Raw genomic sequence first — 15,708 nt, 5'->3', positions numbered from 1 at the left:
GCTCTACAGAGTCGCGGTGTAGGTCTGCGCCTGTTCCACCGCGGCGAGCGTGGCGGTATAACAGTTCTCCAGGTCCACCGTGGCCTGCTGCAACGACGCGTACGCCGCCTGCGTGGCCTGGTGCCCGGAACCGTCCCAGGCGGCGGCGAGACTCATCTGCGCCTCGGAGAGCTTCTCGTTCGCCGCGCTGATCGCCACCTGCGACTCGGTCACCTGCTGGACCGCGGCGTCGATGGCGGCGCGAACCTCAGCGACACTGGCCACTCGACGACCCCTCTCACACCCACTGAGGAAGATCCTAACGGAGATCGTCCGCGAAGGGTCCCGGCGGGTCTCATTGGGACGGACATTTAGGTCTGATGATGGACGCGACTCTGCGTCCACTTCACAGTAACCACTAGTCATCAGGAATAGCCACTCGTGGAGATTTCACTCATCGCACCGCACGGGGGCCCAGCACCCGCGCGCCAAGCGCGATGACCCGTTCCCGCAGGCCACGGTCGGCGGTCACCACCACGACGGACCGGCCCGCGGCCTCCCGGACCACGTCCACGACGGCATCGTCGCCGGAACCAGGCGCATCCACAACTGACACCTCTGGCGCGGCGCCGATGCCCTTCGCCTTCCCCTCCACGACAAGCACCACGTCAAGCGGCGGCGGCAGGCCGGGCAGTCCATCGGCGGCCAGCGGGCGCAGTCGTTCGCGCAGCCGTACGGCCGCGCCGGCGCGGTCCCGCCACCACCCGTCCGGCACCGAACCGACCACGTTCGCCCCGTCGACGACAAGCAGTGTCATGCGTCCATTAGATAGCCAGCAGGCGCTCGCCCGAGCGTTGCACGCCGAGCCGGGGCTTGCCGGCCACCCATTCCAGATAGCGCGTGTTGCGTCCCACCGACTCCCGGTAGGACTCGGTGGCGTGCTCGACCACGCGGTGGGCGACCCCGGCCGCGGTGCTCTCCGGGTGCCAGCCGACCAGGTGCCGCCAGCGCAGCGGCGTGCCGGCCAGCGGGACCGTCACCAGCCCCGGCGTCGGCCGGAAGGTGGGCTGGCAGATGCCGATTGCGGCGCCGGACTCGACCATGTCGATCGCGGCCCGCACGTCGATCTCGAACACCTGACGCGGCGTGAACCCGGCCCGGGCGCACGCGGCCGCGAAGCAGTCCGCGAAACAGCCGTCGCCGGGCGCGGCCACCCAGTTGTCGTCCGCGAGATCGGCGAGCGCCACCTCGTCCGCCTTCGCGGCGCGGTGGTTCTCCGGAAGCATCACGCACACGCCGTCGACCGCGACCGCCTCCCAGGAGAGCCCGAACTCGGCGGACGGCGAGGAGTCACCGCACATGCCGATCAGCCCGAAATCCAGGCGCCCACCGGCAAGCTTCTCGTAGAGCTCGTCGCGCAGCCAGGTGGAGTAGGTGGTGATCTGCGCCTGTGGCTGGTCCTCCGCGAGCCGGCGCAGCAGCCCGCCCACGATCGGGCCCATAGTCGAACCGATTCGATATCGGGTCAGCGCGCTGCCATTGCCCGCGAGCCGCGCCGCCTCGTCCTGCAGGCCCTTCATCGCGGGCAGCAGTACCCGCGCCCGGGCCAGCACCAGCTCGCCGAGCGCTGTGGGCCGGGCGCCGCGCCGGTCCCGGTCGAAGAGCGGGCCGCCGAGCGCCCGCTCGATGCGCTGCAGCTGCGCCGTCAGCGCCGGCTGGGCGAGCCCCAAGGTCGAGGCCGCCTTTGTGACACTCCCCGTTTCCGCAATCGTGCAGACCACCTTGAGATGCCGCAGCTCCAGGTTCATAGCGTGACGGTAGGACCTATGGGGGAGTAAGCGAAAGAGTTTCAGACAGTGAAGGTTGACCGAAAATACGAGTCGAACACTGTCGGGTCCGGCTGAACCACGGATCGGTCCGATGTGCTCAGTCGTCGCCGTGGGATCGCGCGGCCCACATCAGACCGCGCTCCGTGATCGTTCTGATCTCCGGTACCAGCAGGTCATCCACCCTGTGGCCGACCGTGCTGACGAACACGCGACCCGCGCCCCAATGCCGTGTCCAGACCGCCGGCATCGTGATCGACTCGTGCCACTCGCCGTCCTCTTCGTGATCGAAGGTCACCGTTGCGAGTACGTCGTTCAGCGCATCCGAGATCACCCAGTATTTTTCGGTGTGCAATTCGACTGAGTCAATGCCTGTAACAATCTCATGCTGAGTACGGCGGGGCGCCACCGTGAGCGTGTGATCCACGAAGCCGTCCGGGTGCCAGACGAACTGCCCGCCGGTGAGCCTTTGGTACGTGTTGTGGTGGAATGCGCCGATGATCCCGCCGTGCCACCCGGCGAGCCCGGTGCCGGCGCGGACCGCTGTCGCCAGGCCGGCGACCTGAGCATCCGTGACGGTCCCAATCGACCAGCACTGCACGATCAGATCCGTGTGCCGCAGCCGTTCCGCGTCCAGGTAGGCGTCGAGCGTGTCGCTGATCTCGATCTCGAAGCCCTGGGACCCGAGGAACGGGATGACGACGTCGGTGGCCTCGACCGGGACGTGCCCGTCCCAGCCACCTCGGACGATCAGGGCACGGCGCGTGGTCATGATCCTCATTGAAGCCGGTGGGGTCCTCGTTCGCCAGGACCACGGCGGGGCCGGTGCCCGCGGGAGCATGCGGGCCGGACCATCGCGGAAGCGGGACGATGGATTTAAAGGTCTGAGGGGTAGGTGGGCCGGCGCGTCACCACGTCGAGCACCTTGTCCACCACCGCGACCGCCGGGTCCACCACCTTGTTCCACGGCGGCGTCGCGGGCGTGCCCGGGTGCGGCCGGGTCGGCGCCGCCTCCTCCGCGACCTGCACCCGGTTGCCCAGGCGGATCAGCTCGGCCTCGGAGGCGATTTCCCGAAGGCCCGGGAGCAGCTCGCCGGTGGCCGCCTCGGTGTGGCGCTGGAGCTGGCCGCAGAGCGCGGTCGCCAGCCTGTCGAAGTCGGCGTCGCCGGGCTTCGTCGAGGAGAACGACTGCAGCGTCAGCAGGATCTCGCGGTCCTCGGCGATCTCCCGGTCCGCGATCGAGCGGCCGTCCTCGAGCGTGCCGGCGACGGCCGGGTAGACGTACTGCTCCTCGGCGGAGAGGTGCCGGGTCACCGTCGCGATCACGACCTCGGCGGTGCGGGCACGCTCGACGGCGTCGACGTCGGAGTCGGTCAGGCGGCCGCAGAGCGAGGTGATCCGCCGGTGCTCCTCGGAGAGAACCTTGACGACCTCCTCGCCGGCCGGCTTCCAGTCGGCGTCGCCGGGGACGGAGGGGAGCGGGGGAAGGGGGATCGACACGGGGTCCTCCTCGGGACTGCTGCGGCGGGCGACGCCCTGATTCCCGGCGCGCCTGACCGGCAAACGCCGTGCGGTGGTAAGAAAGGCGGATGAACGACTCAGCCGAGGTTGTCGGGATCTGCCGCGACCTGCTCCGGATCGACACGAGCAACACCGGGGACCCGGACACCAGCAAGGGGGAACGCGCCGCCGCGGAGTACGTCGCGGAGAAGCTGTCCGCCGCCGGGATCGAGCCGGTGATGCACGAGACGCTGCCCGGCCGGACCTCGCTCGTCGCGCGCATCCCGGGCGCGGACTCCTCCCGTGGCGGCCTGCTGGTCCACGGCCATCTGGACGTGGTGCCCGCCGACCCGGCCGAGTGGTCGGTGGACCCGTTCGCCGGTGAGCTGCGCGACGGCTACCTGTGGGGCCGTGGCGCGGTGGACATGAAGGACTTCGACGCGATGGTGCTGACAGTGGTGTCGCAGTGGCACCGCGAGGGGTACGTCCCGCCGCGCGACATCGTGCTCGCGTTCACCGCGGACGAGGAGGCCGGCGGCAGGTACGGCGCCAAGTCGCTCGTCGCCGAGCGCGCCGACCTGTTCGAGGGCGTGACCGAGGCGATCGGCGAGGTCGGCGGCTACTCGTTCACGGTGAGCAACGACCTGCGGCTGTACCTGATCGAGACCGCGCAGAAGGGGATGGACTGGCTTCGCATCCACGCGAAGGGCCGCCCCGGCCACGGCTCGATGGTGCACGACGACAACGCGGTGACCGCGCTTGCGGAGGCGGTGGCCCGGATCGGCAACCACAAGTTCCCGCTGACCGTGACTCCCACGGTGCGCACGTTCCTTGAGCAGACCACCGAACTGCTCGGGATCGAACTGGACCTGGACGACCCGGAGAAGGCGATCGCCAAGCTCGGCCCGATCGCGAACATCATCGGCGCGACGGTCCGCAACACCGCGAACCCGACCCGGCTGGACGCGGGCTACAAGGACAACGTGATCCCGGGCCGCGCGTCCGCCACCATCGACTGCCGGACGCTGCCGGGCCAGCACGAGCTCTTCTACGAGCAGCTGCGCGAGCTGATCGGGCCGGACATCGAGATCGAGTCGCGGGACCCGCAGCCGGCGCTGGAGACCACCTTCGACGGCGACCTGGTGGACGCGATGTCGGCCGCGCTCAAGGCGGAGGACCCGGGCGCGCTCGCCGTGCCGTACATGCTCTCCGCCGGCACCGACGCCAAACACTTCCACGACCTGGGCATCCGCTGTTTCGGCTTCGCGCCGCTGAAGCTGCCTGCGGATCTGAACTTCTCCGCACTGTTCCACGGCATCGACGAGCGCGTTCCGGTCGAGGGTCTAGAGTTCGGCACGCGAGTGCTGGACCGATTCCTGCGCGGCTGCTGAGTAAAACCCCTAGAACTGAGGAAATTTCATGACTGACCTGAAGCCGGCCGACCTCGACGCGGCGCTGGAGCGCGTCTTCGAGGCAGCCCGGGCCCACCTCGCGGCCGTCAAGGCGAGCGGCGGCGCGGTCGAGGACGACAACGTCGGCAAGGCCTACGTCGTGCTGAACAACGCCTCCTTCGACTACGACGAGCTGCTGCTCGACGCGTACAACGAGGTCACGCCGTGGGACGTGAAGCCGATCGACGAGGACGAGGCCGACCACGACCACGATCACGACCACGACGGCCCCGGTGACGCGTACCCGAACTCGATCGCGGTCCGTCAGCGCCGCGACTACCGGGTGCCGAGCGTCTCCGCGCTCATCCGGGTCGCCGAGTCCGCCCGCCGCGCCGCCGCCGGCCCCGACGCCGACGACGCCGACCTCGGCGAGCCGATCACGTCCGTCGGCGAGGCCGTGCTCGAGCTGCTGCAGAGCGGCGACGGCTCGCTCGGCGAACTCGACATCCCCGAGCTGGAGCCGCTCGACGGCCTCGTCACGGTGACCGAGGTCGTCGCGCCTCTCGACCTCGACGCGTTCGAGGAGGAGGACGGCGACGGCCCGTTCGCCCCCGGCCCCGAGGACCGGCTGCTCGGCCGCCTCGACGAGCACCCGTTCATCGAGCTGCCGGACGAGGACCGCTAGCCCTCAGATGGAGAGGCCCGGTTGCGGCTGTTCCCGGACCCGGCGGCGCAGCACCACCTGCCGCGTCCCGTCCCGGTACAGCCGCACCCGGGCCAGCTCCCAGCCGGAGAACTCGGCCTGGATGGCGAGCTGCGCCGTGGCGGTCGTCCGATCGACGTGTGGCGGCAACCGCAGCGGCGCGTATTCGTAGTCCATGACCTCTATCCTGCGCCGGGGATCGGGGTGCACGCCAGAACCTGTCCCGAACTGAGGGGCGGGTAACGGCAGAAGATCGTCTTCCCTCTCCCGCGGTGGTCCGGCCCCGTTCGCTCCCGACTCTGTTTCCCATTCGCGTCCGGCCGCCCGGGGACCCAGGATTGAAAGAGCTGGGCGTGGCGAGTGGTTTCGGCTGTTCGTTGTGGTTGCGGAGGGCGAGAGCAGCGCTGCCGTCGTCTCGGCAGCTGCGGGTTGAGGCGCCGCGGGTTGAGGTGGCGCGGGTTGAGGTGGCGTGCGTTGATGTGGCGCGCGTTGAGGTGGCTTTGGGTCGAGGCGGCTGGGGCGTGGGTGGGTGCAAGGGCCGGCATCGAGGCCGCGAGTTCCGCGGGTGTGCGGGTCGGTCGTGGCGCTTCGGCAGGTCTCAGGGCTGGGCATGAACGCAAAGCAACCCCGGATCCGCATATGTCAGGACACAGCCGACGCTCATGACCTGCTTCATGCAGGTCCGCGGTAGTGGCCCAGCTTCGAGCGCAGCGCGCCCGATATGTGTCAGGACACAGCCGACGCTCATGACCTGCTTCATGCAGGTCCGCGGTAGTGGCTCAGCTTCGAGCGCAGCGCGCCCGATATTTCGTTATATAGGTGCCTCCTGGCTCGTTCATCCTGACGCCGAAAGATCAGTAAGGCCCGCGTCAAGATCCTTGCGGCTCTGGTGGCCCTTATCTCACTCGGATAAGGGCCACCAGAGCCGCAAGGATCTTGCATCCCGTCAGATGGACGCGAGATCCCGAACAGCGAACCCATCTCGGCGTTGAGCGGCCGAGCTGCCTTTGTCTCTGGCGCGGCGATACGTGAGAGCCAAGATCGACTGCCCCTTCGGCAAGCTCTCGGCTTCGGTGCCGGCCCTTGCGACCGCCCCGGCCGCAGCCGCGCTGACCAGCCGCCGCCTACTGACCTTCCGCGGTCTGGGTAAGGCCCGTCAGGGGCTTCTTTATTACGAAATTTCGGGCGCGGAGTGCCCGACTCGCACCCCGACCGCGAAACCTCAGTAGACGATGGCCGTGCTGCCCCCGCATGCCGCGAAACCGTCGGCCAGCCAGACTGACCCGCCACCCCCCCTTCCTCGATGCCAGCCCTTCGATCGTGAGGCCCCAGACCGCCGCATGCGGATGGGCAACAGAGTCGCTCCCGCGGGCAGACCTCGCCGGGCTCCGCTGGCGCTCCGCTCGTCGCTCGGAGCCGGCTTCGCCGTGGGTCAGGGGCCGGTTTCGCCGTGGGTCAGGGGGCGGTTCCGTCGTGGGTCAGGGGCCGGCTCCGCCGTGGGGCTGGAGCCGTTTCGCCGTGGGTCAGGGGAGTTGGCCGCCACCGGCGCCGCCGCCGACGGCTGCGTCCGACTCGGCGAGGGCGGGGGCGCGGCGGCCGCGGCGCTTCTTGGCCGGGGGTGGCACCAGCGCGGCCAGGTCGCCACCTGTGTCGTTGGAGCGCAGCACGAACGGCCGGGTCGCGGTGTACCTGATCGCGGTGACGGAGGCGGGGTCGGCGACGATGCGCTGGAACTGGTCGAGGTGCAGGCCGAGGGCGTCGGCGGCGATGGCCTTGATGACGTCGCCGTGGCTGCAGGCGATCCAGACGGCCTCCGGGCCGTGCGAGGCGGTGATCTTTGCGTCCCAGGCGCGGATCGCGGCGACGGCGCGGGTGGCCATGGCGGCCATCGCCTCGCCGTTCGGGAAGACGACGGCGCTGGGGTGCTGCTGGACGACGGGCCACAGGGGGTCCTTGGCCAGCTTGGACAGGGGTTGGCCCTCCCAGGCGCCGTAGTCGCACTCGACGATGCCGTCCTCGAGCTGCGGCGGCGTGTCCGGCAGCGCGAGGGAGAGCGTCTGGCGGCAGCGCAGGAGCGGGCTGGAGACCACCGCGGCCAGGGGGAGCCCGGCGAGGCGGACGCCGACCGCGGCGGCCTGGCCACGGCCGGCGTCGTCGAGCTCGACGGGCTGGCGGCCGGCGAGCGCGCCGGAGGCGTTGGCGGTGGTCCGCCCATGACGGAGGAGAAGGACGGTTGCCACGAGATGCAACCCTACGCGACCCCGGACGCCTCGAAGGCCTCGGCGAGGGAGCGCAGCGTGGAGATCGAGGACTCCCGGTCGCCGGTGAACAGGTTGACCGACAGGGTGGTGACGCCGCTCTCGGCGTACCGCCGGATCTCTTCCTTGATCTTGTCCTTGGGACCGATGAGGGAGGTGCGGTCGATGAAGTCCTGTGGGACGGCGGCGGCCGCGTCGCGCTGGCGGCCGGTCAGGTAGAGGTCCTGGACCTCGGCGGCGGCCTGCTCGTAGCCCATCCGGACGGCGATCTGGTTGTAGAAGTTCTGCTTGCGGCTGCCCATGCCGCCGACGTAGAGCGCGGCGTGCGGGCGGATCAGGTCGGCGCAGGCGGCCAGGTCGTCGCCGATCGCGACCGGGACTGCGGGTGCCACGTCGAAGCCCTTGAGGTCGAGTCCGGCCTTGGCGCGGCCGGCGGCGACCGAGGCGAGGTAGCCGTCGGCCAGGTCGGGCGCGAAGAAGATGCCGAGCCAGCCGTCCGCGATCTCGCCGGCCAGCTCAAGGTTCTTCGGGCCGACCGCGGCCAGGTAGATCGGGATGTCGCCGCGCAGCGGGCGGAAGCCGAGCTTGAGCGCCTTGCCGGGGCCGTCCGGAAGTGGCAGCGTGTAATGCTCGCCCTGAAACTCGACCCGCTCGCGGCGCAGGGCGGCCTTGACGATCTCCACATATTCGCGGGTACGGGCGAGCGGCGCGCCGAACCGCACGCCGTGCCAGCCCTCGGAGACCTGCGGGCCGGAGACGCCGAGCCCGAGCCGGAACCGGCCGCCGGAGAACGTGTCGATGGTGGCCGCGGTCATCGCGGTCATCGCCGGTGTGCGCGCGGGGATCTGCATGATCCCGGAGCCGACGTGGATGCGGCTGGTCTGGCCCGCGATCCAGGAGAGCATGCTGACCACGTCCGACCCGTACGCCTCGGCCGCCCAGACGACCGAGTAGCCGAGCCGGTCCGCCTCCTGTGCGATCGCGAGATGGTCGGCGGGCGTGCTCCAGGCGGTCTGATAGCCCAGGCTCAGTCCGAGTTTCACCGCATTCAACCCCTTTAACCGTTTGTGAATACCCACGAGTAACGTCAAGGTGCCGACGAGGATATCCGTACGGCACAGTTCTTAATAAGGTTCACCCATGCAACAGCGACCGCTCGGCCGAAGCGGGCTGGCGGTTTCGCGGCTCGCGCTCGGCACCATGACCTGGGGCCGGGACACCGACGCCGACGACGCGGCCGCGCAGTTGAAGAGCTACCTCGACGCGGGCGGCAATCTGGTCGACACCGCTGATGTCTACGGCGACGGTGACGCCGAGGCGGTGATCGGCTCGCTGCTGGGCGGCCTGGTCCCCCGCGAGGACCTGCTGATCGCCACCAAGGCCGGCGTGCGGCCGGGTGCGGGCCGCCGGCGGGACTGCTCGCGCGGGCACCTGCTGCGCAGCCTGGACGCGTCGCTGCGCCGGCTCGGCACCGACTACGTCGACCTGTTCCAGGTGCACGGCTACGACCCGGCCACGCCGCTCGAGGAGACCATGTCCGCGCTCGACGCGGCCGTCACCAGCGGCCGGGTGCGCTACGTGGGACTGTCCAACTACTCCGGCTGGCAGACCGCGCGCGCCGCCACCTGGCAGGCCGCCTACCCCGGCCGCGCGCCGGTGGTCGCCACCCAGATGGAATATTCGCTGCTTGAACGCGGTGTCGAGCGCGAGGTGCTGCCGGCCTGCGCGGCGCTCGGGCTGGGCCTGCTGCCCTGGTCACCGCTCGGCCGCGGCGTGCTCACCGGGAAGTACCGCAACGGCCGGCCGGCCGACTCGCGCGCGGTGTCGCCGCACTTCGCCGCGTTCGTGGAGAGCTACCTCGACCCGCGCAGCTCGAGCATCGTGGAGGCGGTGGTCATCGCGGCCGGCGGGCTCGGCGTCTCACCGCTCGAGGTGGCGCTGGCCTGGATCCGCGACCAGCCCGGCGTGGTGGCGCCGATCCTCGGCGCGCGCACGGTGGGCCAGCTGCTCGGCGCGCTGCAGGTGGAGTATGTGGAGCTCCCGGGCGAGATAGTCCGCGCACTCGACGACGTGTCCGCCATCGGCTACGCGTATCCCGAGCGCGACGACTGAACACACCCGGCCGCCACGTGCCGCATCGGGCGACGATGTGCCGCATCTGACCGCGAGTGACCGCGAGGCAGCACATCGGGCTGGAACGAGCCTTGAGGAGGCGCAGTCCGGGTGGAGCGCGTGATTCCCGTGCTGCCCCGAGAGGTCCGGCGTCTTAGGGCTGCTCTGGGCCGGTCCCCGGCGGGACCGCGGCCCGCGGGAGCGTGCGGGCCGCGACCACCCGCGGAGTGGGAAGACCGGTTTTTGATCTTCGATTGGGGCTAGGCGCTGTGTCGACGTGGGATGCCGGGCTGCGGCGAGGCCCAGGCGCCCCCTGGACCGCGCCTCGCTCCGACCCCCACGTCGGCACAGCGCCTAGAGCTGTGAGCCGCCGCCGTCGACGGCCAGTTCGGAGCCGGTGGTGAAGGTGGCGTCGAACGCGAGGAACGCGGCCGCCCGGGCCACCTCGGCCGGCTCGCCGAAGCGCAGCATCGGGACCTCGGCGGTCATCTGCGCCTTTGTCTGCGCCGCCACCTCGGCCGGCAGCGACCGGTCGAGGATGCCGGTGTCGATCGGGCCGGGGCTGACCGCGTTGACCCGCACGCCGCGCGGGAGCAGTTCGCGGGCCATCGTCCGGGTCATCGAGCGCAGCGCCGCCTTCGTCGCGGAGTAGACGCTTGTCAGCGGGTAGCCCATCCTGTTGATCACCGAGGTGGTGAATACGACGCCGCTGCCCGGGGCGAGGGCCGGGACGAGTCGCTGCACTGTGAAGTAGGGGCCCTTCGCGTTGATCGCGAACAGCCTGTCGTACATCTCCTCCGGCGTCTCCTCGAACGATGCGAAGCCGTTGATTCCCGCGTTGACGAAGAGCCCGTCGAGCGGGCCGCCGTCCGCGTCGACGAACGCCGCGAGCGCCTCGATGTCGGACCTGGACGCGCTGTCGCTGCGGACCGCCGTCACGTCGCCGCCGATCTCGGCGCGCGCCTTGTCGAGCGTGTCCTGGGTACGGCCCGTGATGATCACGTGGGCGCCCTCGCCGGCCAGCAGCCGCGCGGTGGCGAGACCGAGCCCGCTGCCGCCGCCGGTGATGAGGGCCCGCTTGCCGTCGTACCTGCCCATGGGGGGTGCCTTTCCGTCATTGCCGAACCGGACGGATCAAGTCAACGGCCGGGCGGGCGGCGCGGTCCAAGACCCGTTCCGCACCCCGTCATGCAGTCATCGCATGACGGGCGTGTGGGTACGCTGGACCGGTGCGCGTACCCGGAGCGGATCTTGATTTACGGCTGGTCGGGTACTTCACGGCCGTCGCCGAGCACCAGAACTTCGGCCGGGCCGCGGCCGCCCTGCACGTCGCGCAGCCCGCGCTCAGCCGCCAGATCCAGCGCCTCGAGGACCGGATCGGCGTGCGGCTCTTCGACCGGACGCCGCAGGGCAGCCGGCTGACCGAGGCGGGGCACGCGTTCCTGCCCGAGGCGCGGCGGCTGCTGCGGACCGCGGACCAGGCGGTTCTCGCCGCGCGGGAGGCAGCGCCGGGCGAGTCCGTCACCATCGGGTACGCGGACGACCTGGTGATCACGCCCGCGATCCGGGATCTGCGCCGCCGCCGTCCCGCCGCGGTGGTCCACACCCGGCACGTCGGCTGGAACGATCCCGGCGTGCTTGCGGAACGCCGGGTGGACGCGCTTGTCACCCGCGCGCCGCTGCCGTTCCCGGACGACGGTCTGCACACGACAGTGCTCTACCGGGAGCCGCGGGTGCTGGTGCTGCCGCGGACCCACCACCTGGCCGGCCGGGTCTCGGTCACGCTGCGGGAGTTGGCGGGCGAGGCCGCACTCGACTGCCCGCACGCGGAGCCGGCCTGGGGTGAGTTCTGGCGGCTCGGGCCGGTGTTGGCGGACGTGCCGGTGGCGGCCGGGTACGACTTCGAGGAGAAGCTCGACCTGGTGGCGGAGGAGCGGGCCGTGCTGGCGCTGCCGGCCGGCGACCGGCGGGTGTCGCTTCACCCGGATCTCGTCACCGTGCCGATCACGGACGCGGAGCCGTGCCGGGTGGTGGTGCTGACCCGCTCCGGGGAGCGGAGTCCGCTCGTGGGTGCGTTCCGGGCGTCCGCGCTGGCATGCCTGTCCGGCCCGGCCGTCGTGACCGGCCTGCACCATCAAGTGATCATGCCCACCTAAACCGTCCGTTGCGTCCGGAATCCGCCGATCGGTTCGGTCTTATTCGGCCCTGTGCGCTACGCGCGTGGCCGTTCGGGCGGATAGGGTTCACCCTATGACCCACCAGGTGCATGCGTTCGAGCCGCCGGATCGGTTCGTCGCCGGGACCGTGGGGACGCCGGGTGACCGGACGTTCTTCCTCCAGGCCCGGGGCGGTGGCCGAGTGGTAAGCGTGGCGCTGGAGAAGGTCCAGGTGTCCCTGCTCGCGGAGAAGCTCGAGGAGCTGCTCGCCGAGGCCCACCGTCGCTTCGGCGTCGACCTGCCCGTGCTCGCCACAGTCAACGATCCGGACAACGACCCGCTCGACACCCCCGTCGACGAGGAGTTCCGGGTCGGCACGCTCGGCCTCGCCTTCGACGTGGACACTGCCACTGTCATCATCGAGGCGATCGCGGCAGGCGAGGGCGAGCAGGAGCTGATCGCCGAGGACGAGGACGACGCGGACGACGAGCCGGAGGAGCCCGACGAGGACCTCGACCGGCTGCGCGTGCGGCTCACGCCGGAGGCGACCCGCGAGTTCATCGACCGGGCCAAGCGGGTGCTCTCCGCCGGGCGGCCGCCGTGCCCGCTCTGCGGCCAGCCGCTCGACCCCAAGGGTCACCTCTGCCCGCGCCACAACGGTTACCATCGCTGACCATGATCTGCGTACCGGGTGACGCGTGACGTCCACCGAGGCTGACCGCCTGCTCGACGAGCCGGACGCGCTCCGGCTGCTGCGCCGCGGTGAGCTGGAGCTGGAAGGCCGGCTCGTCGACGCGTCGAACACCACGCTGCGGGCCTTCGTGACGCTCGACGGGGTCACCCGCCGCTGCGTCTACAAGCCGGTCCGTGGTGAACGGCCGCTCTGGGACTTCCCGGACGGCACGCTTGCCGGCCGCGAGGTCTCGGCCTACCTGGTCTCGTCCTGGATGGCGGAGCGGGACGCGGGCTTCGGCCTGATCCCGCCGACCATACTCAGGGACGGCCCGCTCGGCCCCGGCGCCTGCCAGCTCTGGATCGACGAGCCGGAGGAGGCGGAGCAGGTCGTCGGCTTCATCCCGGCCTGGGAGCTGCCGCCCGGCTGGTTCCGGATCGCCTCCGCTGAGGACGACGACGGCGAGCGCTACGCGCTTGCCCACGCGGACGACGAACGCCTGGCCCGGCTGGCCGTGCTGGACGCGGTGCTCAACAACGCGGACCGCAAGGGCGGGCACGTGCTGCTCGGCCCGTCCGGCCGGATCTTCGGCGTCGACCACGGCATCTGCTTCCACCAGGAGGAGAAGCTGCGCACGGTGCTGTGGGGCTGGGCCGGCAAACGCCTTCCGGCCTGGGCGCTCGCCGTGCTTGAGGAGCTGCGCACCGGCCTCCGCGGTGATCTCGGCGAGTCGCTCGACGAGCACCTCACCGGCGCCGAAGTCAACGCCACCCGGCGCCGCGTCGCCCGGCTGATCGCCCGCCGCACGTTCCCCGACCCGCCGGAGGGCTGGCCGGCCGTACCGTGGCCGCCGATCTGACCGCAGTGTGGCCGATCCGCGCGGGACCGCCGCGAGGTGTGACCGCGGGCCGGACCACCACGTGAGTGGGAAGATCAGCTTCTCCGCTGAGCGGGTGAGCGTTGGATCACCCGGAGGTACGGACCGGAGGCGGGCAGCGGTCGTTAGGCTTGCGCCATGGATCCATGGACCGGGCACGAGGTGCCGGGGCTGCCGGGCGACGGGCGGCCGCTGAGCTTGTACGACGCGTCCCGGCAGGGCGTCTTCCCGGTGACGCCCACGCCGGCGCCCGCGTCGATGTACGTCTGCGGCATCACCCCCTACGACGCCACCCACCTGGGTCACGCGGCCACGATGATCGCGTTCGACCTGGTCAACCGCCTCTGGCGGGATGCCGGTCGCGAGGTCAGTTACGTGCAGAACGTGACGGACATCGACGACCCGCTGCTTGAGCGCGCGGCGCGGGACGGCGAGGACTGGGTGGTGCTCGCGATGCGGGAGACCGCGCTGTTCCGCGAGGACATGGAGGCGCTGCGGATCATCCCGCCGGAGCACTACGTGGGCGCGGTCGAGTCCATCCCGACGATCGCGGCGAAGGTGGCCGGGCTCCTCGGTGAGGGGGCGGCCTACCGGCTCGACGACGGCACCGGCGACGTGTACTTCGACCTCGCGGTCGCGGCCCCCCGCTTCGGCTACGAGTCGAACCTGACCCGGGAGGAGATGCTGCCGCTCTTCGCGGACCGGGGCGGCGACCCGGAGCGCGCCGGCAAGAAGGACCCGCTCGACCCGCTGCTCTGGCGCGGCACCCGCGACGGCGAGCCGGCCTGGGACGGCGGTGTGCTCGGCCCCGGCCGCCCCGGCTGGCACATCGAGTGCGCGGTGATCGCGCTCGGCCTGCTCGGCGACCGGATCGACGTGCAGGGCGGCGGCAACGACCTGATCTTCCCGCACCACGAGTGTTCCGCCGCGCACGCGGAGCGGCTGACCGGCGTCTCGCCCTTCGCCGGGCACTACACGCACGCCGGCATGATCGGCCTGAACGGCGAGAAGATGTCGAAGTCCCGGGGCAACCTGGTCTTCGTCTCCCGCCTGCGCGCCGACCACGTGGACCCGATGGCGATCCGGCTCGCGCTGATCGCCGACCACTACCGCGCGGACCGGCAGTGGACGGACGACGTGCTCAAGACCGCGCAGCAGCGGCTGGCCCGGTGGCGGGAGGCTTCTCTGCTCGGTGGCGGTCCGTCCGGCGAGGCCGTGCTCGCGGCGGTGCGGGAGCGGCTGTCCGACGACCTGGACACCGCCGGCGCGCTGGCCGTGGTGGACGAGTGGGCGGCGGCCGCGCTCGGCGGGGACACGCCTGACACCGACGCCCCTCGCCTGGTGGCGCTGACCGTGGACGCACTGCTCGGCGTGCGTCTTTAACGATCAAGGGCCGCATCCGTGGGTACGGGTGCGGCCCTTCCTCATCAGGCCAGTGCCATCCCCGGGTCGGGGTCCGGGTCCGGAGCGGGCGCCGGGATCGTGTACTCCTCGGTAAGCGTGGTCTGCGGCCCCGGCCAGGTCGCCTGGGACACCTCGACCGGCTTGCGCGCCGGGTCGAACGCCACGTGCAGCAGGTGGAGCACAGGCGTGTCCGGCCGGATCTGCAGGATCATCGCCTCCTCCCGGGACGGCTGGCGCGCGCTGATCACGTCGCTCGCGGACGCGTACCGCCGGCCGATGACCTCCTCCGCCTCCTGGTAGAGCGGGCGGCCGAACGCCTCCATCCGCTCCAGGCTGGTGCCGGCCGCGTCCTGCACCCGGAACCAGGCCGCACCGACCTCGACCGGTGCGTCGTCCACACGTACCAGGTGACGGCGGACGATCAGGTCGGTGCCGTCCTTGACGCCGAACGCGTCGGCGACCTCGGCCGGCGCGGGCGCGCGGGTGACCTCGATGAGCTGCTGCCGGTAGCGGGCCGCGAGATCGGCGTGGTAGCCGCGGTGCCCGCCGTAGCGGCCGCGGGAGAGCCGGTTGAGCCGCCGCCGGGTGCCGCGGACGTAGGTCCCGGAGCCCGGCTTCGTGATCAGCAGCCCTTCCACGCGCAGCTGGTCGATGGCGCGCTGCACGGTCTGCTTCGCCACGCCGTACTGCTCGGCGATCCCCGGGATCGACGGCAGGCGCTCACCGGGCTGCCAGTCACCGCGCCGGATCTGCGCTCTGAGCTGTTCGGCGATCTGCCGGTGCGGGAACTCGGCGGCGCCGGGATTGATCTGGGCCATGCGGTGCCCTC

At 71.2% G+C, this 15,708-nt stretch carries 17 protein-coding genes; 7 read left to right on the top strand and 10 right to left on the bottom strand.

Annotated features, from left to right (window positions below; genetic code table 11):
- Positions 1 to 3 precede the first annotated feature (3 nt).
- The 5 genes from ACIA8K_RS37315 to ACIA8K_RS37295 form a co-directional block, all read right to left on the bottom strand.
- Entirely contained in the window at positions 4 to 264 is a 261-nt protein-coding gene (locus tag ACIA8K_RS37315) for a hypothetical protein (RefSeq protein ID WP_033345744.1), read from the bottom strand.
- A gap of 169 nt (positions 265 to 433) precedes the next feature.
- Complete coding sequence (locus ACIA8K_RS37310) at positions 434 to 796, bottom strand: hypothetical protein (protein WP_396068192.1); 363 nt, start codon at positions 794 to 796, stop codon at positions 434 to 436.
- 7 nt (positions 797 to 803) lie between these two features.
- The gene (locus ACIA8K_RS37305) at positions 804 to 1,787 is read right to left on the bottom strand and encodes a LysR family transcriptional regulator (RefSeq protein WP_396068190.1); all 984 of its coding nucleotides are present in this window, start codon (positions 1,785 to 1,787) and stop codon (positions 804 to 806) included.
- 118 nt (positions 1,788 to 1,905) lie between these two features.
- Positions 1,906 to 2,577 (bottom strand): ThuA domain-containing protein, encoded by a 672-nt coding sequence (locus ACIA8K_RS37300; RefSeq protein ID WP_396068188.1) that lies wholly within the window; start codon positions 2,575 to 2,577, stop codon positions 1,906 to 1,908.
- A 104-nt stretch (positions 2,578 to 2,681) separates the two neighbouring features.
- Positions 2,682 to 3,305: a hemerythrin domain-containing protein gene (locus ACIA8K_RS37295; protein WP_396068186.1), complete on the bottom strand. Its 624-nt coding sequence runs from the start codon at positions 3,303 to 3,305 to the stop codon at positions 2,682 to 2,684.
- A gap of 89 nt (positions 3,306 to 3,394) precedes the next feature.
- Here ACIA8K_RS37295 and ACIA8K_RS37290 point away from each other — a divergent pair, with 89 nt between their 5' ends.
- Together ACIA8K_RS37290 and ACIA8K_RS37285 are read left to right on the top strand one after the other, a co-directional pair.
- A complete protein-coding gene (locus tag ACIA8K_RS37290) occupies positions 3,395 to 4,696 on the top strand; it encodes a M20/M25/M40 family metallo-hydrolase (RefSeq protein WP_396068184.1) in 1,302 nt (433 codons plus the stop codon).
- Positions 4,697 to 4,724: 28 nt separating this feature from the next.
- Positions 4,725 to 5,381, top strand: a complete 657-nt coding sequence (locus ACIA8K_RS37285) for a hypothetical protein (protein ID WP_396068182.1) — start codon at positions 4,725 to 4,727, stop codon at positions 5,379 to 5,381.
- A gap of 3 nt (positions 5,382 to 5,384) precedes the next feature.
- On the opposite strand, the gene ACIA8K_RS37280 is transcribed toward ACIA8K_RS37285, so the two are convergent.
- The 3 genes from ACIA8K_RS37280 to ACIA8K_RS37270 form a co-directional block, all read right to left on the bottom strand.
- Positions 5,385 to 5,576 (bottom strand): DUF5703 family protein, encoded by a 192-nt coding sequence (locus tag ACIA8K_RS37280; RefSeq protein WP_396068180.1) that lies wholly within the window; start codon positions 5,574 to 5,576, stop codon positions 5,385 to 5,387.
- Positions 5,577 to 6,922: 1,346 nt separating this feature from the next.
- Positions 6,923 to 7,648: an MSMEG_4193 family putative phosphomutase gene (locus ACIA8K_RS37275; RefSeq protein ID WP_396068178.1), complete on the bottom strand. Its 726-nt coding sequence runs from the start codon at positions 7,646 to 7,648 to the stop codon at positions 6,923 to 6,925.
- 2 nt (positions 7,649 to 7,650) lie between these two features.
- The gene (locus tag ACIA8K_RS37270) at positions 7,651 to 8,700 is read right to left on the bottom strand and encodes an LLM class F420-dependent oxidoreductase (RefSeq protein WP_396068176.1); all 1,050 of its coding nucleotides are present in this window, start codon (positions 8,698 to 8,700) and stop codon (positions 7,651 to 7,653) included.
- Between the two features lie 97 nt (positions 8,701 to 8,797).
- Between ACIA8K_RS37270 and ACIA8K_RS37265 the strand changes: the two genes are divergently transcribed.
- Positions 8,798 to 9,769, top strand: a complete 972-nt coding sequence (locus ACIA8K_RS37265) for an aldo/keto reductase (protein WP_396068174.1) — start codon at positions 8,798 to 8,800, stop codon at positions 9,767 to 9,769.
- Between the two features lie 354 nt (positions 9,770 to 10,123).
- On the opposite strand, the gene ACIA8K_RS37260 is transcribed toward ACIA8K_RS37265, so the two are convergent.
- On the bottom strand, positions 10,124 to 10,867 hold the full coding sequence (locus ACIA8K_RS37260) for an SDR family oxidoreductase (protein WP_396068172.1): 744 nt from the start codon (positions 10,865 to 10,867) through the stop codon (positions 10,124 to 10,126).
- A gap of 131 nt (positions 10,868 to 10,998) precedes the next feature.
- On the opposite strand from ACIA8K_RS37260, the gene ACIA8K_RS37255 reads away from it, so the two are divergent.
- From ACIA8K_RS37255 to mshC, 4 genes are all read left to right on the top strand, one after another.
- Positions 10,999 to 11,925, top strand: a complete 927-nt coding sequence (locus ACIA8K_RS37255) for a LysR family transcriptional regulator (protein WP_396068170.1) — start codon at positions 10,999 to 11,001, stop codon at positions 11,923 to 11,925.
- Between the two features lie 94 nt (positions 11,926 to 12,019).
- Positions 12,020 to 12,598: a DUF3090 domain-containing protein gene (locus ACIA8K_RS37250; protein ID WP_396068168.1), complete on the top strand. Its 579-nt coding sequence runs from the start codon at positions 12,020 to 12,022 to the stop codon at positions 12,596 to 12,598.
- A 25-nt stretch (positions 12,599 to 12,623) separates the two neighbouring features.
- Positions 12,624 to 13,457: an SCO1664 family protein gene (locus tag ACIA8K_RS37245; RefSeq protein ID WP_396068166.1), complete on the top strand. Its 834-nt coding sequence runs from the start codon at positions 12,624 to 12,626 to the stop codon at positions 13,455 to 13,457.
- Positions 13,458 to 13,613: 156 nt separating this feature from the next.
- Complete coding sequence (mshC, locus tag ACIA8K_RS37240) at positions 13,614 to 14,858, top strand: cysteine--1-D-myo-inosityl 2-amino-2-deoxy-alpha-D-glucopyranoside ligase (RefSeq protein ID WP_396068164.1); 1,245 nt, start codon at positions 13,614 to 13,616, stop codon at positions 14,856 to 14,858.
- 44 nt (positions 14,859 to 14,902) lie between these two features.
- On the opposite strand, the gene ACIA8K_RS37235 is transcribed toward mshC, so the two are convergent.
- The gene (locus ACIA8K_RS37235) at positions 14,903 to 15,697 is read right to left on the bottom strand and encodes a GntR family transcriptional regulator (protein ID WP_396068162.1); all 795 of its coding nucleotides are present in this window, start codon (positions 15,695 to 15,697) and stop codon (positions 14,903 to 14,905) included.
- Between the last annotated feature and the right edge of the window lie 11 nt (positions 15,698 to 15,708).

It is taken from the genome of Catenuloplanes sp. NPDC051500 (genome assembly GCF_044454585.1).
Lineage (GTDB): Bacteria > Actinomycetota > Actinomycetes > Mycobacteriales > Micromonosporaceae > Catenuloplanes.
The sequence above is the reverse complement of the archived record's forward strand: the minus strand, read 5'-3'. Positions and strand labels throughout refer to the sequence as shown.